Origin of the sequence: Blastococcus jejuensis (assembly GCF_039534705.1) — a bacterium.
Taxonomy (GTDB): Bacteria; Actinomycetota; Actinomycetes; order Mycobacteriales; family Geodermatophilaceae; genus Blastococcus_B; species Blastococcus_B jejuensis.
The window spans coordinates 24,042-49,620 of record NZ_BAAAVV010000021.1 but is presented as its reverse complement, the minus strand read 5'-3'; the positions used below and the strand labels follow the sequence as shown (position 1 = coordinate 49,620).

At 73.9% G+C, this 25,579-nt stretch carries 20 protein-coding genes; 13 read left to right on the top strand and 7 right to left on the bottom strand.

Annotated elements, in window-relative coordinates:
* Nucleotides 1-123 precede the first annotated feature (123 nt).
* The 5 genes from ABD644_RS22295 to ABD644_RS22275 all read left to right on the top strand — a co-directional run bounded on the left by ABD644_RS22295 (nt 124) and on the right by ABD644_RS22275 (nt 4,377).
* Nucleotides 124-1,020: a DNA/RNA non-specific endonuclease gene (locus tag ABD644_RS22295; protein ID WP_344691498.1), complete on the top strand. Its 897-nt coding sequence runs from the start codon at nt 124-126 to the stop codon at nt 1,018-1,020.
* A gap of 41 nt (nt 1,021-1,061) precedes the next feature.
* Nucleotides 1,062-1,334 (top strand): ArsR/SmtB family transcription factor, encoded by a 273-nt coding sequence (locus tag ABD644_RS22290; RefSeq protein WP_344691496.1) that lies wholly within the window; start codon nt 1,062-1,064, stop codon nt 1,332-1,334.
* Nucleotides 1,335-1,345: 11 nt separating this feature from the next.
* Nucleotides 1,346-1,729 (top strand): VOC family protein, encoded by a 384-nt coding sequence (locus ABD644_RS22285; protein WP_344691494.1) that lies wholly within the window; start codon nt 1,346-1,348, stop codon nt 1,727-1,729.
* A gap of 69 nt (nt 1,730-1,798) precedes the next feature.
* Complete coding sequence (locus ABD644_RS22280) at nt 1,799-2,737, top strand: ABC transporter ATP-binding protein (RefSeq protein WP_344691492.1); 939 nt, start codon at nt 1,799-1,801, stop codon at nt 2,735-2,737.
* Entirely contained in the window at nt 2,734-4,377 is a 1,644-nt protein-coding gene (locus ABD644_RS22275; protein ID WP_344691490.1) for an ABC transporter permease, read from the top strand. The genes ABD644_RS22280 and ABD644_RS22275 overlap by 4 nt, the downstream gene beginning before the upstream one ends.
* A gap of 6 nt (nt 4,378-4,383) precedes the next feature.
* On the opposite strand, the gene ABD644_RS22270 is transcribed toward ABD644_RS22275, so the two are convergent.
* Nucleotides 4,384-5,949: an LCP family protein gene (locus tag ABD644_RS22270; protein ID WP_344691488.1), complete on the bottom strand. Its 1,566-nt coding sequence runs from the start codon at nt 5,947-5,949 to the stop codon at nt 4,384-4,386.
* 232 nt (nt 5,950-6,181) lie between these two features.
* On the opposite strand from ABD644_RS22270, the gene ABD644_RS22265 reads away from it, so the two are divergent.
* Both ABD644_RS22265 and ABD644_RS22260 read left to right on the top strand, forming a co-directional pair.
* The gene (locus ABD644_RS22265; protein WP_344691486.1) at nt 6,182-7,147 is read left to right on the top strand and encodes an acyl-ACP desaturase; all 966 of its coding nucleotides are present in this window, start codon (nt 6,182-6,184) and stop codon (nt 7,145-7,147) included.
* A 76-nt stretch (nt 7,148-7,223) separates the two neighbouring features.
* Entirely contained in the window at nt 7,224-8,033 is an 810-nt protein-coding gene (locus tag ABD644_RS22260) for an exodeoxyribonuclease III (RefSeq protein WP_344691484.1), read from the top strand.
* Nucleotides 8,034-8,106: 73 nt separating this feature from the next.
* Here the strand turns inward: ABD644_RS22260 and ABD644_RS22255 are convergent, their stop codons facing one another.
* From ABD644_RS22255 to ABD644_RS22245, 3 genes are read right to left on the bottom strand one after another with little or no spacing between them, the layout of a single operon-like run.
* Entirely contained in the window at nt 8,107-8,478 is a 372-nt protein-coding gene (locus tag ABD644_RS22255; protein ID WP_344691482.1) for a hypothetical protein, read from the bottom strand.
* Nucleotides 8,479-8,486: 8 nt separating this feature from the next.
* On the bottom strand, nt 8,487-8,891 hold the full coding sequence (locus ABD644_RS22250) for a hypothetical protein (protein WP_344691480.1): 405 nt from the start codon (nt 8,889-8,891) through the stop codon (nt 8,487-8,489).
* Complete coding sequence (locus tag ABD644_RS22245; RefSeq protein WP_344691478.1) at nt 8,888-9,403, bottom strand: SigE family RNA polymerase sigma factor; 516 nt, start codon at nt 9,401-9,403, stop codon at nt 8,888-8,890. The genes ABD644_RS22250 and ABD644_RS22245 overlap by 4 nt, the downstream gene beginning before the upstream one ends.
* A gap of 186 nt (nt 9,404-9,589) precedes the next feature.
* Here ABD644_RS22245 and yaaA point away from each other — a divergent pair, with 186 nt between their 5' ends.
* Complete coding sequence (gene yaaA / locus ABD644_RS22240; protein ID WP_344691475.1) at nt 9,590-10,342, top strand: peroxide stress protein YaaA; 753 nt, start codon at nt 9,590-9,592, stop codon at nt 10,340-10,342.
* Between the two features lie 133 nt (nt 10,343-10,475).
* Nucleotides 10,476-13,010 carry a SpoIIE family protein phosphatase gene (locus ABD644_RS22235; protein ID WP_344691473.1) on the top strand — a complete coding sequence of 845 codons (2,535 nt, stop codon included), beginning with the start codon at nt 10,476-10,478 and terminating at the stop codon, nt 13,008-13,010.
* Here ABD644_RS22235 and ABD644_RS22230 read toward each other — a convergent pair.
* A complete protein-coding gene (locus ABD644_RS22230) occupies nt 13,007-14,677 on the bottom strand; it encodes a DEAD/DEAH box helicase (RefSeq protein WP_344691471.1) in 1,671 nt (556 codons plus the stop codon). The two genes, ABD644_RS22235 and ABD644_RS22230, sit on opposite strands and share 4 nt — an antisense overlap.
* A gap of 75 nt (nt 14,678-14,752) precedes the next feature.
* On the opposite strand from ABD644_RS22230, the gene ABD644_RS22225 reads away from it, so the two are divergent.
* Nucleotides 14,753-16,174 carry an amidase gene (locus tag ABD644_RS22225; RefSeq protein WP_344691469.1) on the top strand — a complete coding sequence of 474 codons (1,422 nt, stop codon included), beginning with the start codon at nt 14,753-14,755 and terminating at the stop codon, nt 16,172-16,174.
* Between the two features lie 122 nt (nt 16,175-16,296).
* Here the strand turns inward: ABD644_RS22225 and ABD644_RS22220 are convergent, their stop codons facing one another.
* Both ABD644_RS22220 and ABD644_RS22215 read right to left on the bottom strand, forming a co-directional pair.
* Complete coding sequence (locus ABD644_RS22220) at nt 16,297-21,294, bottom strand: NAD-glutamate dehydrogenase (protein WP_344691467.1); 4,998 nt, start codon at nt 21,292-21,294, stop codon at nt 16,297-16,299.
* 59 nt (nt 21,295-21,353) lie between these two features.
* Nucleotides 21,354-21,725 (bottom strand): phage holin family protein, encoded by a 372-nt coding sequence (locus tag ABD644_RS22215; protein WP_344691465.1) that lies wholly within the window; start codon nt 21,723-21,725, stop codon nt 21,354-21,356.
* Nucleotides 21,726-21,890: 165 nt separating this feature from the next.
* On the opposite strand from ABD644_RS22215, the gene ABD644_RS22210 reads away from it, so the two are divergent.
* From ABD644_RS22210 to ABD644_RS22200, 3 genes are all read left to right on the top strand, one after another.
* Nucleotides 21,891-23,081 carry an AAA family ATPase gene (locus tag ABD644_RS22210; protein WP_344691463.1) on the top strand — a complete coding sequence of 397 codons (1,191 nt, stop codon included), beginning with the start codon at nt 21,891-21,893 and terminating at the stop codon, nt 23,079-23,081.
* Nucleotides 23,082-23,241: 160 nt separating this feature from the next.
* Nucleotides 23,242-24,957: a SpoIIE family protein phosphatase gene (locus tag ABD644_RS22205; RefSeq protein ID WP_344691461.1), complete on the top strand. Its 1,716-nt coding sequence runs from the start codon at nt 23,242-23,244 to the stop codon at nt 24,955-24,957.
* Between the two features lie 114 nt (nt 24,958-25,071).
* Nucleotides 25,072-25,530: an ATP-binding protein gene (locus tag ABD644_RS22200; protein WP_344691459.1), complete on the top strand. Its 459-nt coding sequence runs from the start codon at nt 25,072-25,074 to the stop codon at nt 25,528-25,530.
* Nucleotides 25,531-25,579: the final 49 nt, after the last annotated feature.

Below are 25,579 nucleotides of genomic sequence, written 5' to 3'. Positions count from 1 at the left end.
CACGATGGAGGCCTTGCGCGCCCTCAAACGACGCCTCGCCCGCATCGTCTTCAACCTCCTCCGACCCACCGACCAGACCGCCGCGGCCTCCCTGCCGCAGGCGGCTTGACATAGGAGCAACCCATGACAGACCTGTCCGCCCCGCTGAGCATGTCGGTGCAGGATCTCGACGACCGCACCGGTTTCGATCCGACCTTCCTCGGCATCGACGTCCCCGTGCCCGCCCTGGCGGCGGACCTCCCGACCGTGCTGCTCCCCTACCTGCACTACAGCGTCCTGTTCCGTCCGGACCGGCGCTTCGCCGCCCTGACGGCGCTGGACATGGACGGCGCACTGCTGACCTCGATCGAGCGCGCCGACGACTGGGAGCTCGACCCGCGGATCGCCGCCGAGCTGCAGGCCGGGCCGCCGGTGTACAGCCGCAACGACCTCGACCGCGGTCACCTCGTGATGCGGGCGTCCTCCACCTGGGGCGCGACGGAGGAGGAGGCGCGACGGGCGAGCATCGACACGTTCTTCTTCACGAACGCCGCGCCGCAGGCAGCGAAGTTCAACCAGGGCAAGAAGCTCTGGCTGGGCCTCGAGGAGTACGTGATGGACCATGCCGGCGATTTCGACCGGAAGCTGATCGTGTTCGCCGGCCCGGTGCTCGATCCCGCCGATCCGCCCTACCGCGGCATCCAGGTGCCGCTGCGGTTCTGGAAGGTGGTCGCGTTCGTGCAGGACGGCGCCCTGGCCGCCACCGGCTACCTGCTCGACCAGTCCCCGCAGCTGCCCGACCTCACGGCAGCCTTCGCGGAGGCCGAGGCGACCGGCCAGCCCCCGCCGCTGGGCGAGTACCGCACGTTCCAGGTGCCGATCGCCGACATCGCCACGATGGCGGGCCTCCGGCTCGACCAGCTGATCGCCGTCGACCGGCTGCCGGCCCCCGTGGCACCGATGGAGACCCCACCGGAGCCCGGCCAGGTCGCCGGCGGCTGGGTGGAGCTGGAGACGCTGGACGACGTCCGGCTCGGCTGACCTCTGGACAGGCAAGTGTCTGCTTGCCTATGGTGTCCGTCGTGGGCGACGTGTTCAAGGCCCTCGCGGACCCGACCCGGCGGGCCATCCTCGACGAACTCCAGGAGCGGAACGGCCAGACGCTGTTCGAGCTGATCAACCGGCTGGTCAGCAAGCACGGGCTCAGCTCGTCACGGCAGGCCGTCTCGCAGCACCTGGACGTCCTCGAGGCGGCCGGTCTGGTGCGCACCCGCCGCGAGGGCCGCTACAAGTTCCACGACCTCGACACGTCGCCGCTCACAGCCATCACCGACCGGTGGCGGATCCAGTCCTGAAAGGAACGGCCATGCGGATCAACCTCGCCAGCGTCCTCGTCGACGACCAGGAGAAGGCGCTGCGCTTCTACACCGACGTGCTCGGCTTCGTGAAGAAGACCGAGGTCCCGCTGGGCGAGCACCGGTGGCTCACCGTCGTCTCCCCCGAGCAGCCCGACGGCGTCGAGCTGGTCCTCGAGCCCGATGAGCACCCGGCCGCCCGACCCTTCAAGGAGGCGCTGGTCGCCGACGGCATCCCGTTCACGTCCTTCGCGGTCGACGACGTGCAGAAGGAGTACGAGCGGCTGACCGCCCTCGGCGTCACGTTCACCCAGCCGCCGACGGAGATGGGGCCGGTGACCACCGCCGTCCTCGACGACACCTGCGGCAACCTGATCCAGATCGCCGCGATGTGACCGCCTCGTAGGTCTTTGCAGGTCTTTCGGCCTCGACAACGAGGCCGGAGCCGGCCCTACCCTGCGCACATGAGCACGGCGATCTCCGTGGCGGGGCTGGTCAAGACCTTCGGCGCCACGCGCGCCCTCGACGGCCTCGACCTGGAGGTGACCACCGGTGAGGTGCACGGCTTCCTCGGGCCGAACGGTTCGGGCAAGTCGACCACCATCCGGGTGCTCCTGGGCCTGCTGCGCGCCGACTCGGGCGCCGTCTCGCTGCTCGGCGGCGACCCCTGGCGCGACGCCGTCGCCCTGCACCGCCGGGTGGCCTACGTGCCCGGCGACGTGACCCTCTGGCCGCAGATCACCGGCGGGGAGGCCATCGACCTCCTCGGCCGGCTCCAGGGCGGGCTCAACAGGGCGCGGCGCGAGGAGTTGCTCGAGCGCTTCGACCTCGACCCGCGCAAGAAGGCCCGCAGCTACTCGAAGGGGAACCGGCAGAAGGTCGCGCTGGTCGCCGCGCTGTCCTCCGACGCGGAGCTGCTGATCCTCGACGAACCGACCTCGGGGCTCGACCCGCTCATGGAGGCCGTCTTCCAGGACTACATCCGGGAGGCGCGGGCCCAGGGCCGCACGGTGCTGCTGTCCAGCCACATCCTCGCCGAGGCCGAGGCCCTGTGCGACCAGATCAGCATCATCCGCCACGGCCGCACGGTGCAGAGCGGCACGCTCACCGAGCTGCGCCACCTCACCCGGACCTCGATCACGGCCGACACCGACCGCCCGGTGACCGGGCTCGGGAGCCTCCCGGGCGTGTACGACGTGCTGTCCGAGAACCACCGGGTCCACTTCGACGTCGACAGCGACCACCTCGACGGCGCCGTCCGGCACCTGACGACGTTCGGCATCCGCTCGCTGTCCAGCGCGCCCCCCACGCTGGAGGAGCTCTTCCTCCGGCACTACGGCGACGAGCTGCCGCCCGAGGTCACCGGCGGCGAGGCCGTGCCGGCCGGAGCCCCGCAGTCATGACCACCGTCGCGGAGCGCGCGGCGGCGCCGCCGACGACGACACCCCGCGGGCTGGCGCTGGCCGGCACGGGCACGCTGGTCCGGTTCGCGCTGCGTCGCGACCGCATCCGCCTGCCGGTCTGGATCCTGACGGGCGCGGCGATGGTCGCCTTCCAGTCCCTGGGCAGCCAGACGTTCTACGACACCCCGCAGGCCCTGGCGGCCTACCGCGCCTCCGTCGGCAGCAACGCGGCCACGATCGCCCTGGCCGGCCCGCCGGTCGGCCTGGACACCGTGGCCGGCGCGGTGGCCTTCGAGATCTCGGCGTTCGTCATCCTGATCGCCGCGCTGATGGCGATGTTCACCGTCGGGCGGCACACCCGCGCCGACGAGGAGGCCGGGCGCACCGAGCTGGTCCGCTCCGCCCGCGTCGGGCGGCATGCGCCGCTGCTCGCGGCGGTGATCGTCGCGGCCCTGGCCTGCGTCGCCCTGGCGCTCGCCACCGGCCTGTGGGCGACGGCGACCGGCCTGCCCGCGGCGGGGTCGTTCATGCTCGGGGCCTCGATCGGGGCCGGGGGACTGGTGTTCACCGGCATCACCGCCGTCGTCGCGCAGGTCACGTCCACCGCCCGTGCGACGTACGGCATCGTCGGGCTGCTCTTCGGCGTCTTCTTCGTGCTGCGCGCGGTCGGTGACATCAACGGCAACTTGCTGGTCTGGACGTCGCCGATCGGCTGGGCGCAGGCCGTGCACCCGTTCTCCGACGACCGCTGGGCCCCGCTGCTGCTGTGCGCGGCGGGGACCGTGGCGCTCGTCGCTGTCGCGGTGGCCCTGCTCGACCACCGCGACCTCGGCTCGGGCATGCTCGCCGACCGCCCCGGCGCACCGCACGCGAGCCGGGGGCTGAGCTCCCCGATCGGGCTGGCGCTGCGGCTGCAGCGCGGGTCGCTCATCGGCTGGACGGTCAGCCTCGCCCTGCTCGGCCTGGTCTACGGGGGTCTGGCGGAGTCGGTCGAGACGTTGCTGGCCGACAACGAGGAGGCCACCGCGTTCTTCCCCGAGATCACCTCCGCAGGCCTGGTCGAGGGGTACCTGGCCACCACGTTCTCGATCAACGCGCTGCTGGCGGCCGCCTACGGGGTGTCCTCCGTGCTGCGCGCGCGGACCGAGGAGGCCGCCGGAAGAGCCGATCCGGTGCTGGCAACGGCGACCGGCCGGGCCACGTGGTTGGCCAGCCACGTGGTGATCGCCCTGCTCGGGTCCTTCCTGCTGCTCGCGGCCTCCGGCGCGACGACGGCCGCCATGCGGGTCGCGGCCACCGGGGACGCCGACGAGTTCGGCCGGTTGTTCGACGCGGCCCTGACCTACGCGCCGGCCGTGTGGGCGGTCGCGGCGGTCGCCGTCGCCCTCATCGGCCTCGCCCCGCGGGCGGCGGTCGCCGGCGCCTGGGCCGTCGTCGCCTACGTCGTGATCGTCGCGATGTTCGCCCGGGCGCTGGACTGGCCCGACTGGGTCGACGACGCCTCGCCCATCGGCTGGACCCCGTCGGCCCCGATCGACGGCTGGACGCTCGCGCCGGCGGTGGGCCTGGGCGCCGCCGTCCTCACGCTGCTGGCAGTCGGCTTCGTCGGCTTCCGGCAGCGCGACCTCACCACGGGGTGAGCGGAGTCAGCCGTTGCGGGTCGGCGGCTGGCCCTGGTCGAGGGCCTCCTGGGCCTGCTCCGGGTCGTAGGCGCACGCGTCGCCGACGTCGGTCAGCGGGTTCTCCTCCGCCTGCGTCGGCTCGGCCGGCTCCTCGCTGGGGGAGCTGGGCGCGGGCGTCGACGGGGCGGTGGTGTCGGGCTCCTGCTCGGCCGGGGTGGGCGCCGCGAGCGCGTCCTCGACGATCTGCCGGATCTCGTCGTAGTCCGGGTAGGCCGGATCGATCAGGTTCGCGTCGAACACCACGCTGCGGACCCCGGCGTCCTTCACCAGGAACGCCAGGTCGACGAAGTCGTCGAGGGCGCCCTGCGGGATGTCGGTGCTCACGATGTCCTGCGTCGTCGCCGCCAGCTCCTGGTACTGGGCGAGCAGCGTGACCGGGTCGCCGGCGTCGATGATCGCGTTGATCGTGCACCGCTGGCGGGCCATGCGGTCGTAGTCGGTCAGCCCGAAGCGGCCGCGGGCGAAGGCGAGCGCGGTCGGGCCGTCCATCTCCACGTCGCGGCCGGGCCGGATGTAGGCGTCGGGCAGTGCACCGGTGCCCGGATCGCCGCCGACCGGCACCCAGTAGTTGACGTTCACCGTGATGCCGCCCAGCGCGTCGACCAGCTGGCTGAAGCCGTCGAGGTTGACCAGCACGAAGTAGTCGATCGTCAGGCCCAGGGCCTCGCCGACGCCGAGCTTCAGGAAATCGGCGCCCGGGTCGTCGGTCGGGCCGAGGATGTCGGGGTACTCCGCCGGGCCGTTGCGGTACACGGCGTTGAGCAGGCTCTCGCTCTCGGTCCCGGCCCAGAACCCGTCCGGGTAGACCTCCGACAGGGGGCTGTCCTCCGGGAAGGGCAGCTCCTCCAGGTTGCGGGGCAGGCTGAACAGCGTCGTCTCACCGGTCTCGGTGGAGATGCTGGCGACGATGACGGTGTCGGTGCGGACGCCGTCGCGCCCCTCGCCGCCGTCGCCGCCCAGCAGCAGGACGTTCACCCGCTCCTGGTCGCCGAAGGGGTCCGGGGTGTCGACGACGGTCGCCGACTCCCCGTCGTCGAAGACGCCGGCGATGAGGTCGCGCTGCACCAGCACCAGCCGGCCCGCGTACGCAGCCGGCGCCACCCCGGCCACCACGACGGCGGCCACGACGAGACCGCCGACCAGCGCACGCCCGCCGGACATCCGCGCCGGCCGCAGCATCCGGTAGCCGGCGACGACCACCACGGCCCAGAGCAGCGCGAGGACGCCGAGGCCGACGACCACCCACATCAGCGAGCCGGTGTCGACCAGCGTGCGGACGGCGGTCCGCCGTCCCCCGGTCGCCAGCCAGGCTCCCCCGGCGAGCAGCAGGAGGAAGGCCGCCAGCGTGACCCCGCCGAGCACGCGCCGCCCGGCGGCGAGGAACGCCGACCCCGGGACCACGGCACCGAGCACCGTCAGGCCGAGCGCGGCGCCGAGCGAGGAGGCCCTGCGACGTCCGCGACGCGGGGAGATGCTCCGCGGGAGAGGGGTCGCGCCGTCGGTCGGCTGTGCGGCGGGGCGGGCGCTCACCCGGCGGCCGTCGCTCGGTACTCCCCGGTCATCCGGCCATGATCGCACCGATTCCTGTGGAGCCGCCCGCCGTTCGCCCCCCGGGGTGGGAGCGGGGTCACTCCGCAGCTCCCGGGACGACCTCGGGTCGACGGGTGATCACGCACCGTCCGGGGCACTCTGACAGTGTCACTGTCGTCGGTTACGGGGGCGTAGGTTACGAAGCCGTAGGTCGAGAATCCCGGAGGTCGTCATGTCCCGGACCAACCCGCAGAGCGCCGTCCTGATCGAGTTGGAGCCGGTGGTGGCGGCCAACCTCGACCGGCACCTGGGCCTGGCCCGGGAATGGCACCCGCACGACTACGTCCCCTGGTCGGAGGGGCGCGACTTCGCGTTCCTCGGCGGTGAGGACTGGGCGCCCGAGCAGTCGCGCCTCGACGAGACGGCCAAGGCCGCGATGATCACGAACCTGCTCACCGAGGACAACCTGCCCAGCTACCACCGCGAGATCGCCACCCGCTTCGGCCGCGACGGCGCCTGGGGCACCTGGGTGGGCCGGTGGACGGCCGAGGAGAACCGGCACGGCATCGCGCTGCGCGACTACCTCGTCGTCACCCGCGGCGTCGACCCCGTCGAGCTGGAGCGGGCCCGGATGGACTACATGACCACCGGCTACGACTCCGGCGACAAGACCGCGCTCGAGGCGGTCGCCTACGTGTCGTTCCAGGAGCTGGCCACCCGCGTCTCGCACCGCAACACCGGCCGCGCCACCGGCGACCCGATCGCCGACAAGCTGCTGGCCCGCATCGCGACCGACGAGAACCTGCACATGGTCTTCTACCGCAACCTCGTCGACGCGGCCTTCGACATCGACCCCGACGAGACCATGCGGGCGGTGGCGAACGAGGTCATCAACTTCCAGATGCCCGGCGCGAACATGGCGGGCTTCCGCAAGAACTCGATGCTGATCGCGAAGGCCGGCATCTACGACCTGCGGCTGCACCACGACGAGGTGGTCGCGCCGATCCTGCGCAAGTGGCGGGTGTTCGAGCGGACCGACTTCGGTCCGGCAGGGGAGCAGGCGCGCGAGGAACTGGCCGCCTTCCTCGTCGGTCTCGACGCCCAGGCCACGAAGTTCGTGGAGAGCCGCGAAAGGATGCGCGCCCGACTCACATCGTCGGCCTCCGGCCGACACCGCGACCAGGTGCCGTCCCCCTGACGCGCTGAGCCGCTGCGTCGCGCCTGCGCGGAGACCCTCCGGGCCCCCACTCGGCACGACAGGACACGATGTCCTCATGCGTCTGGCGACCTGGAACGTCAACTCGATCCGCAGCCGAGCCGACCGGGTGGCGGCCTTCCTCCAGCGCCACGACGTCGACGTGCTGGCCCTGCAGGAGACCAAGTGCCGGGACGACCAGTTCCCGGAGATGATGTTCGACGCGCTCGGCTACGAGGTGGCCCACGTCGGCCACTCGCAGTGGAACGGCGTCGCGATCCTGTCCCGGGTCGGCCTCGAAGACGTCGAGATCGACTTCCCGGGGCAGCCCTGCTGGTCGGGAGGTGGGGCGGGTGTGGCTGATCAGCAGACCGAGGCCCGGGCCCTGGGCGCCACCTGCGGCGGCGTCCGGGTGTGGAGCCTCTACGTGCCCAACGGGCGCACGCTGACCGATCCGCACTACACCTACAAGCTGGAGTGGCTGGCCGCCCTGCGGGCGACGGCCGGCGACTGGCTGGCCAAGGACCCGGAGGCCCAGGTCGCCCTCGTCGGCGACTGGAACATCGCGCCACAGGACGACGACGTGTGGGACATGAGCGCGTTCGCCCACTCCACCCACGTGTCGGCACCGGAGCGGGCCGCGTTCCGCGCGATCGTGGACGCCGGGTTCGCCGACGTGGTGCGGCCCTTCGCGCCGGGGCCGGGCGTCTACACCTACTGGGACTACGTCCGGCTCCGCTTCCCGCGGCGCGAGGGCATGCGGATCGACTTCATCCTGGGCTCCCCCGCCCTCGCCGCCCGGGCCTCCCGCGCCCTGATCGACCGCGAGGAGCGCAAGGGCAAGGGCGCCAGCGACCACGCCCCGGTGATCGTCGAGCTGGCCGACTAGCTCCGGACGCCGAACGGCCCCGCACCCGGGTGGGTGGGGGCCGCCGACGTCCCGTGTCCAGAACGGTCGGGCGCTACTCGTAGCAGTTCTGGTTCTCGTACTGCAGGGTCAGTTCGACGACCGTCGCGTCGGCGAAGGCAAGGCGGTACACGGCCTGGCTGTTCCCGGGCACGCGGGCATAGCCGCGCCCGGTCGCGCCGTTCAGCTCGAAGTCCGGATATGCCCGCTCCACAGCGGCGAGCGAACTGCCGATGGCGATGCCCTCGGGCGTCTGGACACCCGCGTATGCATCGATGGTCGCAACGCCGAGGGTCTCGGAGTGCAGGACGATCGCCTCGCCGGCGGGCGCACCCGCCAGCGCAGAACGCCAGAGGCACTGGTCGCTGTTCGGCTCGTTCCGGAACGGCTCGACCAGGCCCGTGGTCTCTGCCTGGTCCCGGTTCATGCCGAGCTTCAGCGAGCCGAGGCCGTCCGGGCCCAGTACGGGGACGGCGGGTTCGTCCTCGAGGCCGCAGTCGAGGTCGGGGTCGGAGTCGCCTGCGGGGTCGGGGTCGGAGTCGCCTCCGGTGTCGGCGCGGGGGTCACGGCCGGCGTCGGAGTGACCTCAGGCGTGACGGATGGCGTGACCTCCACCGTCGTCGGGCCGGCCGGGCCGCCGTCCGAGCGGGCGAGCAGCGACGAGCCGACCGGGATGCCGGCGGCGATGACGACCACGGCCGCGACGGCGGAGACGATCCCCGCCCGCTGACGGCGCTGGTGCTGACGGCGCTGCACGAGCTGGTCCAGCAGGTCGGGGGAGGGCGCGCCGACCAGTTCGGCGTCGCGGTGCAGGGCGGTGCGCAGGTCCTGGTCGTTCATCGTGCTCCCTCCGTGGCGAGGCTCGTCGCGCTGGGCTGGTCGAGCAGGTCGCGCAGTCGCGCCAGGCCACGGGACGCCTGGCTCTTCACCGAGCCGAGCGAGCACCCGAGGACGTCGGCGGTCTCGGCCTCGGTGAGGCCCTCGTAGCAGCGCAGCACCACGACGGCGCGCATCCGCGGCGGCAACTGCTCCAGCGCCTGGAGCGCACGGCCGACATCGATCGAGGTCGACTCGCCGACCGAGTGCTCGGGGAGCTGGTCCAGCAGCACCTCGTGCACCCGCCGCCGGCGACGCCAGCTGGTGTGCGTGGTGACCAGCACCCGGCGCACGTAGGCGTACGCCGCCGCGCGGTCGTTCAGCCGGCCCCAGTGCCGCGACGTGTTCAACAGCGCCGTCTGCAGCAGGTCCTCGGCCTCGCCTCGGTCCGACGTCAACAGGAACGCGACCCGCAGCAATGCGGGCGACGATTGTGTGACGAACTCGGCGAACTCGTCGTCGAACTCCCTGCCCACCGCAGCTCCCCCTCATCGGCGGCCCGGGCGGGCACGCTTCCACCCTCTAGACACGCTCGTCGGGGACGGCGGGGTTGAGAGGCAGACGGGAATTCTCGGAGGTCATCCGTCGGGGGGAGGCGAGGACGCGCGGACACGGGGTCGCTGAGCCGGGTGTGACGGCGCGGTCACGTAGCCTGGCGTCCCGTGCTCGTCCTGCTGCCGCCGTCGGAGACCAAGCACCCCGGTGGCGACGGCCCCCCGGTCGACCTCTCCTCCCTGACCGCCCCGGAGCTCACCCCGGTGCGCACCGAGCTGGTCGAGGCGCTGGTCAAACTCGCCGACGACGTCCCCGCCTCCCGCGCCGCCCTCGCGCTGTCCCCGAAGCAGGACGACGAGATCGAGCGCAACGCCGCGCTGTGGACCAGCCCCACCCTGCCCGCGCTGCAGCGGTACACCGGCGTCCTCTACGACGCCCTCGACGTCCGCTCTTTGACGCGGGCGCAGCGCGCCCGTGCCGACCGCCGGCTGGCCGTCGGGTCCGCACTGTTCGGCGTGGTCGGCGGCGCCGACCTCGTCCCGGCCTACCGGCTCTCCGCGGGCTCGACGCTGCCCGGCCAGCCGACCCTGCGCGCGCTGTGGAAGCCGGCGCTCTCCCCCGTGCTCGCCGCCGTCGACGGCCTCGTGGTCGACCTGCGCAGCGGCTCGTACGCGGCCCTGGCCCCCGTACCCGGCGCGGTCACCCTGCAGGTGCTCAGCGAGCGCCCCGACGGGACCCGCTCGGTGGTGAGCCACTTCAACAAGGCGCACAAGGGCCGCGTGGCCCGGCTGCTGGCCGCCTCGACCGCCGAGCCGGGCGACGTCGTGGGGCTCCGGAGGCTGCTGAGGCGCGCGGGGTTGCACGTGGAACATGACGGCGGCACGGCGCTCACGCTGGTCGTCCCCACCGCCGAGGCGTGAGCCGGAGCGCACATCACAGCTGGTTGGTTGCGCGCAACCGACGCGACGTGACATAACTGGTCGCGGGGGCTCGAACCATGCGGCCCGACGGTTCGGGCATGCCGGCTCTCGTACGCCGGCCAGAAGGGCATCGGTGGACGAGACCGCGAACCGCACGGTCGACCAGTACCGCTCGGCTCCGGGGGACGCGAGCACGGGACTGGATCGGCTGGCCACGCTCGCCGCGCGCCTGCTCGGGGCGCCCTCGGGCCAGATCTCGTTGCTCACCGACGTCCAGTTCGTCGCCGGCGGCGCGGGACTCCCGGCCGGCGCCGTGGGGAGCGAGTCGCCGCTCGCGGAGTCGTTGTGCACCGTGGCGGCGGCCGACAGCGGACCGCTCGTCGTCGGGGACGCCCGCACCGACCGCCGGGTACAGGGCCTCCCCCCGGTCACCTCGGGTCAGGTCGGCGCCTACCTGGGCCTGCCGCTGACCGGCCGCGACGGGCAGGTCATCGGCGCCCTGTGCGTGTTCGGACCGGAGCCCCGCGGCTGGTCGGACTCCGACATCGCCACCCTGGTCGAGCTCGCCGACGCCGTCGTCACCGAGCTCGAGCACACCGCCCTGCGGCGGCAGTACGAGGGCGACCGGCTGCGCTGGCAGCTGGCGATCGACTCCGCCGGTATCGGCGCCTTCGACTGGGACCTGGTCACCGGGCGGTTGACCTGGGACGACCAGCTGATCGCGATGTTCGGCTACGCCGCAGAGGACTTCGACCAGAGCATCGAGGCGTTCAACGCCCGGCTGCACCCGGACGATCTCGCGCGCGTCGGCGAGGCGCTGCAGAACTGCATCGCCACCTGCGGGGAGTACGAGGCCGAGTACCGCGTGGTCCGGCCGGACGGCGAGATCCGCTGGGTCCACGCCCGGGGGCGGGCCCTGCCCGGCCCGCACCGGCAGGCCGTCCGGCTCCTGGGCGCCGCCTACGACACCACCGGCGACCGTGCCGCCGCCGGCCGCGTCACGCGGGTGCTGGAGGCCATGCCCGCCGGCTTCTACAGCCTCGACCGCGACTGGCGCTTCACCCACGTCAACGCCGAGGCCGAGCGGCTGCTCGGTCGCTCCCGCGAGGACCTGCTCGGCCGGGTGCTGTGGGACGAGTGGCCCGCGGCGATCAACAGCATCTTCGAGGACAGCTACCGCACCGCCGCCCGGACCGGGGAGCCGGTCGCCTTCGACGCCTACTACCCCGCGCCGCTGGACGGCTGGTACGAGCTGCGGGCCTGGCCGAGTCCCGACGGCCTCTCCGTCTACTTCCTCGAGGTCACCGAGCGTCGCCGGATGCAGCAACAGGCCGAGGACGCCGCCCAGCGGCTGGCCCTGCTCGCCCGGGTCAGCGCCGAGCTCGCCGGCACGCTGGACGCGACGACGGCGACGTCGCACCTGCCGCGCCTGGTCGTGCCGGCCCTGGCCGACTTCTGCATCGTCACCGTGATCGACCCCGACGGACGTCCGCGCGACGTCGGTTCCTGGCACGCCGACCCGAACGCCCGCCCGGTCCTCGAGCGCTACGCCGAGCTCCGGCTCGACGCGGCACCCGTGACCTCGCCGCTCGTGCGCGCCCTGTCGACGGGTGCCGCGGTGCACGAGCAGCTGCCGGCCCTGGTCGACATGCTGGCGCCGGGCGAGGCGCGCGAGCTGCTGCAGCTGCTGGCACCGGCGTCCGCGGCCGTGCTGCCGCTGCGCGGGCGGGGCCGCACGGTCGGCCTGCTCACCCTCTACTTCGGCCCGGGCAACGTCGCCCACGCCGCCGACCTCTCCACCGCTCAGGACGTCGCCGACCGGGCCGGGCTGGCACTGGACAACGCCCGCCTCTACAGCGCCCAGCAGCAGCTGGCCGAGGGGCTGCAGCGCAGCCTGCTGACCGAGCCACCGGAGCCCGACCACGCCGAGATCGTGGTCCGCTACGTGCCGGCCGCCGAGGCCGCCCGCGTCGGCGGCGACTGGTACGACGCGTTCCTGCAGCCCGGTGGGGCGACGGTGCTCGTGATCGGCGACGTGGTGGGTCACGACACCGAGGCCGCGGCCGCCATGGGCCAGCTGCGCGGGCTGCTGCGCGGCATCGCCACGTACAGCGACGCGGCCCCGGCCGAGGTGCTGCGCGGGCTCGACGCGTCGATGACCACGCTGCAGATGCGCACCCTGGCGACCGCCGCCGTGGCCCGCTTCGAGCAGACCCCCGACGAGCTCGAGCGGGGGGTCACGCGGATGCGCTGGGCCAACGCGGGCCACCTCCCCCCGCTGGTGATCAATCCCGACGGCACCGTCGCCGAGCTGGCGTCCTGGACCGGGGACCTGCTGCTCGGGGTCGACCCCGACACCCGGCGTCGCGAATCGGTGGTCACGCTGGACCGCGGCTCGACCGTCCTGCTCTACACCGACGGGCTCATCGAGCGCCGGGACGCCGACCTCGACACCGGCCTCGTCCGGCTCCGCGACACCCTCGTCGAACTGGCCGACCGGCCGCTGCAGGAATTGCTGGACACGCTGCTCGACCGGCTGGTCGACGGCCGCCCCGAGGACGACGTCGCGCTGGTCGCCGTCCGCCTGCATCCGCAGGACCGGCCGCGTCCGCCCGAGGCCGGCCCGATCAGCGTGCCCCCGACGGTTCCGCCGGACCCGGCGAACTAGGAGCGGTCGCGGCGGATCGTCGCCTTCCGGCCCTTGATCATCGTCGCGCGCAGCGCCCGGACCACCTCGTCGGCCGCCCCCTCGGGCACCTCGACCAGCGCGAACCGCTGGTGGATCTCGATCGCCCCGACGTCCCGCCCGGTCAGCCCGGTCTCCCCCGTGATCGCTCCGACCAGGTCGCCCGGGCGCACTCCCGCCTCCCGGCCGAGCCCGACGAACAGCCGCGCGCGGGGGCCGTCGGCGCGCCCGCGGGCCGGCCGCTCGGCGCCGCGGCCGGCCGGCTTCCCGCCCGGCTTGTCCGGCCGGAAGGAGACCTGCGGGATCTCCTCGTCGTCGTCGGTGCCGCCACCGGCCTCGTGCGCGAGCTTGACGGCGGCGAGGGCGACCTCGACGAGGTCGAACTCGTCGGTGAGCGTCTCGACGACCACCCGGAACCGGTCGAGATCGTCGGTGAGGAGGCTCTCCCGCAGGGCGGCGCGGGTCAGGTCGAGCCGGCGGGTGCGCAGGTCGGCGACCGTGGGCACCTGCTCGATGGTGATCGGGGCGCCGGCGACCTTCTCGATTGTCTTGAGCATCCGGTGCTCGCGCGGCTCGGCGAGGGTCACCGCGACCCCCTCGCGGCCGGCCCGCCCGACGCGGCCGATCCGGTGCACGTAGGACTCGGGCGCCGACGGGACGTCGTAGTTGACTACGTGGGTGAGCTGCTCGATGTCCAGGCCGCGCGCGGCGACGTCGGTGGCGACCAGGAGGTCCGCCGTCCCACCGCGCAGGCGGCCCATGACGCGGTCGCGCTGCTCCTGACTCATCCCGCCGTGCAGTGCCTCGGCCCGGTAGCCCCGCCCGTTGAGTGTCTCGGTGAGGGTGTCGACCTCCTCGCGCGTGCGGCAGAAGACGATGGCGGCCGCCGGCGCCTCGATGTCGAGGATCCGGCCCAGCGCCGCGGGCTTGGCCGCGCGCGGGACGACGTAGGCCGTCTGCCGCACGCGCGGTGCCTGCCCCGGGGCGGCCTTCTCGCGACCGATCGTGATCCGCACCGGGTCGCGCAGGTGGCGCCGCGCCAGGCTGTCCAGCCGGCGGGGCATGGTGGCCGAGAACAGCACGGTCTGCCGGCCGGCGGGCGTCTCGTCGAGGATCGCCTCGAGGTCCTCGGCGAAGCCCATGTCGAGCATCTCGTCGGCCTCGTCGAGCACGACGGTCGCCACGTCGCCCAGGTGCAGACTGCCGCGCTGCAGCAGGTCGAGGGCGCGACCCGGCGTCGCGACGACGACGTCGACACCAGTCTCCAGCGCGCGCAGCTGCCGGCCGATGGGCGCGCCGCCGTAGACCGGCAGCACCCGCGCGCCGAGCTCCCGCCCGTAGCGGTGCAGCGCCTCGGACACCTGGACGGCGAGCTCGCGCGTGGGCACCAGCACCAGCGCGGCGGGGGCTTTCTCGCGGCGGTGGGCCGCGAGCCGCTGCAGGACCGGCAGGGCGAACGCCGCCGTCTTCCCGGTGCCGGTGGCCGCCTGGCCGAGCAGGTCCCGGCCCTCGACCAGCGGGGGCACCGCCTCCTGCTGGATCGGTGTGGGTTCCTCGTAGCCCAGGGACGTCAGGGCCGCCAGCAGCTCGGGCCGCAGCCCCAGATCCTCGAAGGTGGTGCCCGCGCCGGTGTCTCGTTCGCCGTCCATCGGCGCCCATCGTTCCCTCGCCGCCCGTCGGGCGCTCGGGCGGGGGCTGCGCCGGCGCATGGGAGGCTCGGGGACGTGACCACCGCCGACGACGACGTCTGCTTCCGCCCCGCCACCGAGCTGGCCGCGATGCTGCGCGCCCGGGAGATCTCGGCCCGCGAGCTGCTCGATGCCCACCTCGACCGGATCGACCGGTGGAACCCGGCGGTGAACGCCGTCGTCACGCTCGACGTCGAGGGGGCGCGGGCGGCTGCCGACGCCGCGGACGCCGCGCTCGCCGCCGGCGAGCCGGTCGGCCCGCTGCACGGGCTGCCGGTGGCGCACAAGGACACCCACGCCACCGGAGGCATGCGCACGACCTGGGGCTCGCCCCTGCACACCGACACCGTGCCGCTGCGCGACGAACTGGTGGTCGCGCGGCTGAAGGCGGCCGGGGCGGTCCGCGTCGGCAAGACCAACGTGCCCGAGTTCGCGGCCGGCTCGCACACGTTCAACCCCGTCTTCGGCGCGACCCACAACCCCTACCGGCACGGGCTGTCGGCGGGTGGCTCGTCCGGCGGTGCTGCGGCGGCCCTCGCCGCCGGGTTCGTGCCGGTGGCCGAGGGCAGCGACATGGGCGGCTCGCTGCGCAACCCGGCCGGCTTCTGCAACGTCGTCGGGCTGCGACCGACGCCGGGCCGCGTGCCCACGTGGCCGGCGGCGATCGGCTGGTCGCAGCTGTCGGTGCAGGGCCCCATGGGGCGGACGGTCGCCGACGTGGCCCTGCAGCTGTCGGTCCTGGCCGGTCCGGACCGCCGGGTGCCGATCGCGCTGGACGACGACCCGTCCGCGTTCGCCGCCCCCCTGCCCGAGCGTCTCGACGGCCTGCGCGTGGCCTGGGCGCCCGACCTCGGCGGCCGGGTGACCGTCGACCCGACGATCGTCTCGGTGCTGGCCGCGTCGGTGCCGGTGTTCGAGGAGCTGGGCGCGACCGTCGACGACGCCTGCCCCGACCTGTCCGGCGCCGACGAGGTGTTCGGCACCCTGCGCGCCTGGCTGTTCGAGGCGACGTTCGGCGACCTGGCGCGCCGGCACCCCGACAAGGTGAAGGAGTCGATCCGCTGGAACGCTGAGATGGGCGCCACACTCAGCGGCCCCGACCTCGCCCGCGCGGAGACGGCGCACACGAAGCTCTACGAGCGGATGGTCGCGTTCTTCGAGCGCTACGACGTGCTGCTGGCGCCCACCACGCAGGTGCTGCCGTTCCCCGTGGAGATGGAGTACCCGACGGAGATCGCCGGCGTGCACCAGGACAACTACCTGGAGTGGATGCGCTCCTGCACCCTCATCTCGGCCACCGGCTGCCCGGCACTCTCGGTGCCCGGCGGTTTCACCCGCGACGGCCTGCCCGTGGGCCTGCAGGTCATCGGTCCGCCGCGCGCCGACCGCCGCGTCCTCGAGACCGGCCATGCCTTCGAGCAGGCGACGGGGTTCGGCCGCCGCCGTCCCGCCCTCTGAGAAAGGACCCCGTGCCCCCCACTACTCGCAGGCTCGCGGCGGGTCCCTGCACGGGGCCTCACACAGAATTCTTGCCGGATCTACCGTTGTCTAGCGATGGAACTAGAGCGCCCTAGCTGCGACTAGGCGCGGCGGCGGAGGCCGCGCAGCGTCCGGACGGCGACCAGCAGCTCGGCCAGCTCCTGGCGGTCCCCCGTCGTGATGTCGGCCAGCTGCGCCGCCGCCCGCTGCTGGGCGCCGTCCCACTTCCCGACCCACGCGTCGACCAGGGCCGGGGCCTTGTCGCTGTCCTTGCGGCGGAGCGTGAGGACGTCGGCGGTCAGCGCGGCGTGCTCGGCGGCGAGGTCGTCCCGCAGGGTGGCCCGGGCCATCGACGGCCAGCGCCGGTCGCGCGGCAGCGCGATGACCAGCTCCCGCAGCGGCACCAGGCCCAGCCGCTCGGCCAGGCACTGCATGACGTGCCCGGCCAGCGCGATCGGGGCGCCGGTCTGCTCGGCGACGACGGCCAGGTCCAGCGCGGCCGGCATCAGCGGTGCCGCCGCCGCGTCGGCGGCCAGGTCGGCGGGCACGCCCGCGGCCTCGAGCCGGCCCGCGCGCTCGGCGTAGGCCGCGGCCTCGGCGCCCAGCAGCCAGCCGGGCAGGCCGCTGCGCACGGCGGCCACCGCCGTGGCGAACCGATCCGTCACCTCGCCGACCGGGGCCGGCGGGTCCGCGACAACCGACGGCAGGCGCAGCAGCCAGCGGGCGGTGCGCTCGGCCAGCCGGGTCGCCTCGGTCCGCAGCTCCACCTGGACCGCCGCCGACACCTGGTTGTCCAGCGGGCGGACGGCGTCCCACATCCGGTCGATCCCGAAGACCTCGCGCGCCACGGCATGCGCGCGGACGACGGTCTCCAGCGGGACACCGGTCTCCTCCGCGAGCCGGAACAGCCCGGTGACGCCGGCGATGTTGACCGCGCGGTTGGTCAGCGCGGTCGCGATGATCTCGCGCCGGAGCGGGTGCCCGGTGATCGCGGCGGGGAAGCGTTCGCGCAGCCGGGCGGGGAAGTAGTCGACGAGCAGCCGCTCCAGCGCCGGGTCGTCGGGCAACGTCGACTTCAGCACGGCCGCATCGGTTTGCAGCTTCGCGTAGGCCAGCAGCACGGAGAGCTCCGGGCCGGTGAGCGCATGCCCGTCGCGCCGCCGCTCGGCCAGCTGCCGGTCGTCCGGGAGCGCCTCGACGCTGCGCACCAGCCGACCGGAGCGCTCCAGCGCCCGCAGGAAACGCTCGTGGGCGTCGAGCAGGCTGCGCGCGGACGTGACCTCGGCGGCCAGCGTCGCGTTCTGCGCGTGGTTGTTGGTCAGGACGGCGGCCGCGACGTCGTCGGCCATCTCCTTGAGCAGCTCCGCGCGCCCGGCCGGATCGAGCGTGCCGTCGTCGACCACGCGGTTGAGCGCGATCTTGATGTTGACCTCGTGGTCGGAGGTGTCGACGCCTGCGGAGTTGTCGATCGCGTCGGTGTTCACCCGGCCGCCGTGCAGCGCGTACTCGACGCGGCCGCGCTGGGTCAGCCCGAGGTTGCCGCCCTCGCCGACGACCCGCACCCGCAGCTGCTCGCCGTCCACCCGCACCGCGTCGTTGGCCTTGTCGCCGACCTCGAGGTGGCTCTCGACGGCAGCCTTCACGTAGGTGCCGATCCCGCCGTTGAACAGCAGGTCGACCGGGGCCAGCAGGATCGCCCGGATCAGCTCCACCGGCGACAGCGCCACGACGTCGTCGGCCAGGCCGAGCGCGGCGCGCATGGCGTCGGACACCGGCACCGCCTTGGCCGTCCGCGGCCAGACGCCGCCCCCGGCGCTGATCAGCGAGCGGTTGTAGTCGGCCCACGACGAGCGCTGGAGCCGGAACAGGCGGCGGCGCTCGGCGAAGGAGGTGGCGGCGTCGGGGGTCGGGTCGACGAACACGTGCCGGTGGTCGAAGGCGGCGACCAGCCGGATGTGCGGGGAGAGGAGCATGCCGTTGCCGAACACGTCGCCGGACATGTCGCCGACGCCGACGACGGTGAACTCCTCGCGAGCGACGTCGACACCCATGGCCCGGAAGTGGCGGGTGACCGACTCCCAGGCGCCGCGGGCGGTGATGCCCATCGCCTTGTGGTCGTAGCCGACCGAGCCGCCGGAGGCGAAGGCGTCGCCCAGCCAGAATCCGCGCTCCAGGGCGACGGAGTTGGCCAGGTCGGAGAACGTCGCCGTCCCCTTGTCGGCCGCGACGACGAGATAGGTGTCGTCGCCGTCGTGCCGGACCACCCGCGGCGGCGCCACCACGGCGCCGTCGACCAGGTTGTCGGTCAGCGACAGCAGGGCGCCGATGAACTCCTTGTAGCACTCCTGCCCCTGCGCGAGCACGGCGTCGCGCGATGCCCCGTCGGGCAGGGGCTGCTTGACGACGAACCCGCCCTTGGCCCCGGTCGGCACGATGACGGTGTTCTTCACCATCTGCGCCTTGACCAGGCCGAGCACCTCGGTGCGCAGGTCCTCGCGCCGGTCGGACCAGCGCAGCCCGCCGCGCGCGACCGCACCGAAGCGCAGGTGCACGCCCATCACCCGCGGGGAGCTCACCCACACCTCGCGGGCCGGCCGCGGCTCGGGCAGGTCGGGCACCGCCTTCGGGTCGAGCTTGAGGGCCAGCGGGGTGGGCCGGGGGCCGTTCACGGCCGGTCCGTTCATGGCGTAGTACGTCGTCCGCTGGGTGGCGGTGACGGCCGACAGCAGCGCGGTCAGCACCCGGTCGGCGTCCAGCGACTCGACCTCGCCGATCGTGCGGCGCAGCGACTCGACCAGCTCGGCCTCCCGGCCGGCCCGGCCGGCGGAGCGCTCGGGGGAGAACCGGGTCTCGAACAGCAGCACCAGCCGCGCGACGACGTCGGGATGCGCGGCCAGCGTCTGCTCGACGTAGCGCTGCCCGAACGGCAGGCCCGCCTGCCGGAGCCACTGCACGTACGCGCGGATCACGGTGACCTGGCGCCAGTTGAGGCCGGCCAGCAGCACCAGCGCACCGAGGCCGTCACCCTCGGCCTCCCCGCGCCAGACGGCGCCGACGGCGTCGGTGAACCGCTCGGGCAGCGAGCGCAGCAACGGCAGCTCCACCGCGGGGACGGCGACGCCGAAGTCGTAGATCCAGGTCGGCGGGGCGCCGATCCGCTCGATCTCGTAGGGCCGCTCGTCGACCACGGAGACGCCCATGTCCTGCAGGACCGGCAGCACCTCGGACAGCAGCAGCCGCTGACCCACCCGGTAGACGCTCAGCCGGCGCTCGCCGGGCGCCGCGCCCGGCGGCGTCCACAGCCGCAGCGACAGCTCGCCCTCGCCCAGTCCGTCGAGCCGCTCGAGGTCGGCGACGGCCTGCTCGGCGGAGAAGTCCTCCTGGTAGGCGGCCGGGAAGGCGTCGGCGACGCGCGCGAACATCTTCTCCGCGTCGGCGCCGTGCCGGGCGACGAGCGCATCGGAGAGGTCGTCGGTCCAGCTGCGGGCGGCGGCCGCGAGCTCGGCCTGCAGCGCCTCCCCGTCGACCGACACCGGCTCCGGGGTGCCCCGCCGGGTGACCGGCACCCGGACGACGAAGTGCAGGCGGGCGAGCACCGACTCGGTGGACCGCGCGGTGTACTCGACGCTCGTGCCGCCCAGGCGCTCGAGCAGCAGCTGCTGCATCGCCAGTCGCACCTCGGTGGTGTACCGGTCGCGCGGCAGGTAGACCAGCGCCGACCAGAACCGGCCCGTGGGGTCGCGGCGGAGGAAGAGCCGGGTCTGCCGCCGCTCCTGCAGGTGCAGGACGCCGAACGCGACCGGGAGCAGCTCGTCGGCGCCGACCTGCAGCAGCTCGTCGCGCGGATAGGTCTCGAGGACCTCCAGCAGCTCTTTGCCGGTGTGGCTGTCGGCCGGCACGCCGGAGCGGGTGACCACCTCCTCCACCCGCCGCCGCACGAGCGGCACGTCGAGGACGCTGCTCGTGTACGCCGCCGACGGGAACAGCCCGACGAATCGGTACTGCCGTTCGCCGCCACCGTGGGGCAGGCTGACCGCGACGAGGTCCAGCCATGCCCGGCGGTGCACGGGGGAGCGGGCGTCGGCCTTGGTGACCGTGAGCAGGTGGTGGCGCGGGGTGCGGGCGGCCTCGGGCAGCCGGACCACCGAGGCGGTCATGTCGGTGTCGCTGCGCAGCACCCCCAGGCCGGTGCCGGCGACGGCACGCGACGACGGCTTCCCGCGGCTCTGCACGAGGTCGACATCGCGGGCGCCGAGGAACACGAAGTTGCCGTCGGCGAGCCAGCGCAGCAGCGCGGCGGCCTCGGCGGGGTCGTCGGCGGGGTCGCTGCCCGGGGCCGGTGTGGTGTCGGCGGCCATGGTGTCCAGCCGGCCGGCGATCTCGAGGATCCGGGCGCGCATGCGGGCGGCGTCCTCGTCGACCGCGCGCACGTCGTCGAGCACCGTGCGCAGGCCCGAGACCAGGTCGGCGGCGGCCTCCTCGTCGACCGGCCCGTCGAGGACGACGGCCATCCAGGACTCGGTGAGCGCGTCGGCCCCGCAGTCGGCGGCGTCGGAGCTGTCGCAGAAGGCCTTCATCCGACCGGTGACGTCCCGCCGGACCACCACGACCGGGTGCACGACGTGCGCCAGCGCGGCACCCTGCCGCACGACCTCGGCGGTCACCGAGTCGACGAGGTAGGGCATGTCGTCGGTGACCAGCCGGATCACCGCTCCGCCGCCACCCGCCGGACCGCCCCGGCCGTCGGTGAGCAGGTGGACGTCGACGGTCGCCTTGCCGGGCGGACGGACCTCGGCGAGCTTCAGGTGGCCCAACGCCAGCCCGGCGAGCTCGGCGGGATCGTGCCCGAGCACCTCGGCGGCGGGCTCGCTCCAGTAGTAGCGCTGGAGCAGCGCCGGCAGGTCACCCGGGACGCAGCCGCCGGGCAGCGTCGACTTCGGACCGAGCTCGGAGACCGCGACGGACGCCGCTCGGTCGAGGAGTTCACGCTTCTCGCTGCGGGCGGCCTCCAGTGCGGCGAGCTCGGTGGGAGCGCCGTCCACGGAGCCGCCGTCCGGCTGCACCGGGGTCTCCGGAGCGACACCGGTGATGGTGGCCATGACCGGCCACGCTACTGCCCGCTGAGACCGCCGTCACGGCGGCGCGGCGGGGTGTCAGATCAGCGGTCGAGCACCTGGTCGAAGATCCAGCCGGCGACGGCCAGGATCAGCCCGCCGAGCACGGCGGTGCCGAAGCCGTCGATGGTCAGGCGCTCGGTGAGCGCGGCCGTCAGACCGAGCAGCGCCGCGTTGATGATCAGCAGGAACAGGCCCAGCGTGATCACCACGAACGGCAAAGACAGCAGCCGGAGGACCGGGCCCACGATGGCGTTCACGACGCCGAAGATCAGCCCGATCCACAGGTAGGTGCCGAACTCGCCGAGCGGCCCCTCCGGGTTCGGGACGATGTCCAGCCCGGGCAGGACGTCGTACCGCGTCAGGCCGTAGAACACCGCGGCCAGCAGGACGACCTTGATCGCGAACTTGATCACGCGTGAACGCTAGCGGTGGACGGTCCGCCGTAGGGGGATCTCCCGGCTTCTCGCGCCGTCTAGCGTCGGAACTAGACAGCGACAGATCACTCTCGACGCGACACGCGCTAGGCCGTTCTACCGATGTCTACGGATCCGGCTAGAGAACGCCATACGGTCCTCGACATGGATCCCGTGCGGAACCCCTACGCCCCCGGCGCCGGGCAGCGGCCGCCCGAGCTGGCCGGCCGGGACACCGAGCTGTCGGCCTTCGACGTCGTGCTGGAGCGGATCGCGCACGGCCGGCCCGAGCGCTCGCTCGTGCTCACCGGCCTGCGCGGCGTCGGCAAGACGGTGCTGCTCAACCAGTTGCGGTCGGCGGCGATCAGCCGCGGCTGGGGCACCGGCAAGATCGAGGCGCGGCCCGAGCAGTCGCTGCGCCGCCCGGTCTCCTCCGCGCTGCACATGGCGCTGCGCGAGCTGGGGCCCCGGCACAAGGACCCGGAGTCGATCGAGGAGGTCCTCGGCGTCCTCAAGGCCTTCGCCCTGCGGGAGTCGGCCGACTCGAAGGTGCGCGACCGCTGGCAGCCGGGCATCGACGTCCCCGCCGCGACCGGGCGGGCCGACTCCGGCGACATGGAGATCGACCTGGTCGAGCTGCTCAGCGACGCCGCGGGCGTGGCCGCCGACATCGGCAGCGGCATCGCCCTGTTCATCGACGAGATGCAGGACGTGCAGCCCGACGACGTCTCGGCGATCTGCGCGGCGTGCCACGAGCTGTCCCAGCAGGGCGCGCCGCTGATCGTCGTCGGCGCGGGCCTCCCCCACCTGCCCGCCGTCCTCAGCGCCTCCAAGAGCTACTCCGAGCGGCTGTTCCGCTACCTGCGCATCGACCGCCTCGACCGCGAGGCCGCCGACCGCGCGCTGCTCGCGCCCGCCGCGCGCGAGGACGTCGACTTCGAGCCGGCCGCGCTCGACGCCCTCTACGACGCCGCCGACGGCTACCCGTACTTCGTGCAGGCCTACGGCAAGGTCACCTGGGACGTCGCCGCCTCCTCCCCCATCACCGCCGGCGACGTCGCGATGGCGTCCCCCGTCGCCGAGGCCGAGCTCGCGGTCGGTTTCTTCGGGTCGCGCTACGACCGCGCCACGCCGGCCGAGCGCGAGTACATGCACGCGATGGCCGAGCTGGGCGGCCCGAACGGCGCGGCGGTGGCGACGTCGGAGGTGGCTGTCTCGCTGGGGCGCAAGCCCGCGTCGCTCTCCCCCGCGCGGGACTCGCTGATCAAGAAGGGCCTGGTCTACTCCGCCGAGCGCGGCCAGATCGCCTTCACCGTCCCCCACTTCGGTCGCTACCTGCTGCGCCACCCCGACTGAACGAGGTAGGGCAGCACGGCCACGACACGGGCAGCACCTCCTTGGCAGCCGGTTGCGGGATGACCACAATCGCTCTCGTCCTCGACGGCGGCGGCAGCCTCCCGAGCGGGCCGCTCCAACAGCGGGGCCCAGCAGCGGGCGGCCGGGGGAGGGCACCAGCGTGGACGACAGGAACGACCTGCTCCCGGAGATCCGGGACCCCTGCCCGGTCGCGGACCCGTTCCCGCACCGCCACGTGGGGGAGCGGGACGTCCACGCGGTCGCGCCCGTGCTCGGGCCGTTCCTGGACGCGATGCCCGCCGCGTTCTGCCTCCTCGACGAGGACTGGCGGTTCCGCTACCTGAACGAGGCCGCCGAGCGCCTGCTGCAGCGCTCCCGGGCCGTGCTGCACGCGACGTCGATGTGGGACGCGTTCCCCGGCATGCGCGGCGGCGTGTTCGAGGCCAGCTACCGGTCCGCCGTGGCCTCCGGCGAGCCGGTGACGTTCGAGGCCGCCCATCCCGGCACCGGGCACGGCTCGTTCGAGGTCCGCGCCTGGCCGGGGCCGGGCGGGGTGGCCGTGTACCTGCTCGACGTCACCGACCGCCGCCGCGCGCAGGACACCGCCCGGCAGGTGGTGGAGCGCGCGGCGCTGCTCGCCGAGGTGCGCGCCGAACTCGCGATCGCCCAGGACACCGAGTCGGCCCTCGCCCGCCTGGCCCGACTGGTCGTGCCGACGCTCGCCGACGGCTGCATCGTGACCGTCGTCGACCGGGAGGGCCGCGTCCACGACATCGGCTCGTGGCACGCCGACCCGGGCCGGCGCCCGCTCATGGAGCAGTACGCGCAGGTCCGCCTCGACACGCTGCCCAGCGCCTCGCCGGTGGCCCGCGCGCTCGACGCCGGGACGCCGGTGACCGAGTCGGTCGCCGCCGTGCTCGACCTGATGGTGCCGGGCCCGGCCCGTGACCTGCTCGTCCGTCTCGGCCCCTCGTCGGCGACGGTGCTGCCCCTGACCGCGGACGAGCGCACCGTCGGCGTCCTCACCCTCTACCAGGACGCCGGTCGCACCGTGCCGGCCGAGGACCTCGCCACCGCCCGGCAGGTCGCCTCGGCCGCAGCCCGGGCCATCGCGCGCGTCCACCGCCAGAGCCAGCAGGCACTGCTGGCCGAGGCGCTGCAACGCAGCCTGCTCACCGAGCCCCCGGACCTCGGCAGCACCGCGGTGTGCGCGCGATACGTGCCGGCCGCCGAGGCGGCCCAGGTGGGCGGCGACTGGTACGACGCGTTCCTCCAGCGCGGCGGCGACCCCGTCGTCGTCATCGGTGACGTGGTCGGCCACGACACGGAGGCCGCCGCGGCGATGGGGCAGCTGCGGGGTCTGCTGCGCGGGATCGCGCACTACAGCGGGGCCGGCCCGGCCGAGGTGCTGCGCGGCCTGGACGAGGCGATCGCGGACATGCACACCGACACGCTGGCCACGGCCGCGATCGCCCGCTTCGAGCGGACCGGTGACGGGGAGCCGGGGTGGGGCCGGGTCCGCTGGGCCAACGCCGGACACCCGCCGCCGATGCTGGTCGCGCCCGACGGGGCGGTGCAGGTGCTGGGCGGCCCGGACGGTGACCTGCTGCTCGGCGTCGACCCCGGCAGCATCCGGGCCGAGCCGGTCGTCGCGGTCGAGCCGGGATCGACCCTCTTCCTCTACACCGACGGGCTGATCGAGCGCCGCGACCGCACCATCGACGACGGGATGGACCGGCTGGCGGGGCTGCTCCGGGCACTGGCCGGCGGCCCCCTGGAGGAGATGTGCGACGCCGTCCTGGCGCGCATGCTGCCCGCCACACCGCAGGACGACGTCGCCCTCGTCGCCGTCCGTCTCAGCGCGGGCCCGGGCTGACCGCGGCCAGGATCACACCGTCGCGGCCGAGGAATCTCTGCTGCGCGACGGTTGGACCCCCGCCCGGCGGGGCAACCCGGAACTGCGTCGGACCGCTGACCTGAGGGGGAGGCCATGGGACGGCTCACGTGGCCGTTGCGAGCGTTGCCCGACGGACGGGGCGATGTGTGGCGCTGGGACCTGGGTGCGGTGGCCGAACTGCCGTCGGCCCGTGCCTCCCTGCGCGACCGCCTCGGCTGCGTCGGGTTCCCGGACGACGAGGAGGACCCCTCCGGTGAGCGACTGGTGCTCGCCTTCGACGAACTGGCGTCCAACGCCCTGCGACACGGCGCCTCGCCCGTCGTCGCGACGGTGATCGCCGGCAGCGGCGGCTGGCTGCTCGACGTGAGCGACCGTGCGCCCGACTCGATGCCGGCCCCGGCGGTCGACCGCGACCCCGCCCAGGGCGGGATGGGGCTGCACCTGGTGGCGCGGCTCTCGGTGGCCCACGGCTGGTACGTCGACGACGGCTGCAAGCACGTCTGGGCCTGCCTGCCCAGCACCGTCGAGGACCGCGAAGCCGCGTACGTCTGACCCCTGAACGCCGCGACCCCCGATGCCTGCGCATCGGGGGTCGCTGAGC

Bases quoted from the DNA above. Each gene is read 5' to 3' on its own strand.
- ABD644_RS22295 (WP_344691498.1), top strand. From the start codon at position 124: ATGACAGACCTGTCCGCCCCGCTGAGCATGTCGGTGCAGGATCTCGAC.
- ABD644_RS22285 (WP_344691494.1), top strand. From the start codon at position 1,346: ATGCGGATCAACCTCGCCAGCGTCCTCGTCGACGACCAGGAGAAGGCG.
- ABD644_RS22280 (WP_344691492.1), top strand. From the start codon at position 1,799: ATGAGCACGGCGATCTCCGTGGCGGGGCTGGTCAAGACCTTCGGCGCC.
- ABD644_RS22275 (WP_344691490.1), top strand. From the start codon at position 2,734: ATGACCACCGTCGCGGAGCGCGCGGCGGCGCCGCCGACGACGACACCC.
- ABD644_RS22265 (WP_344691486.1), top strand. From the start codon at position 6,182: ATGTCCCGGACCAACCCGCAGAGCGCCGTCCTGATCGAGTTGGAGCCG.
- ABD644_RS22260 (WP_344691484.1), top strand. From the start codon at position 7,224: ATGCGTCTGGCGACCTGGAACGTCAACTCGATCCGCAGCCGAGCCGAC.
- ABD644_RS22255 (WP_344691482.1), bottom strand. From the start codon at position 8,478: ATGAACCGGGACCAGGCAGAGACCACGGGCCTGGTCGAGCCGTTCCGG.
- ABD644_RS22250 (WP_344691480.1), bottom strand. From the start codon at position 8,891: ATGAACGACCAGGACCTGCGCACCGCCCTGCACCGCGACGCCGAACTG.
- ABD644_RS22230 (WP_344691471.1), bottom strand. From the start codon at position 14,677: ATGGACGGCGAACGAGACACCGGCGCGGGCACCACCTTCGAGGATCTG.
- ABD644_RS22220 (WP_344691467.1), bottom strand. From the start codon at position 21,294: ATGGCCACCATCACCGGTGTCGCTCCGGAGACCCCGGTGCAGCCGGAC.
- ABD644_RS22210 (WP_344691463.1), top strand. From the start codon at position 21,891: ATGGATCCCGTGCGGAACCCCTACGCCCCCGGCGCCGGGCAGCGGCCG.
- ABD644_RS22200 (WP_344691459.1), top strand. From the start codon at position 25,072: ATGGGACGGCTCACGTGGCCGTTGCGAGCGTTGCCCGACGGACGGGGC.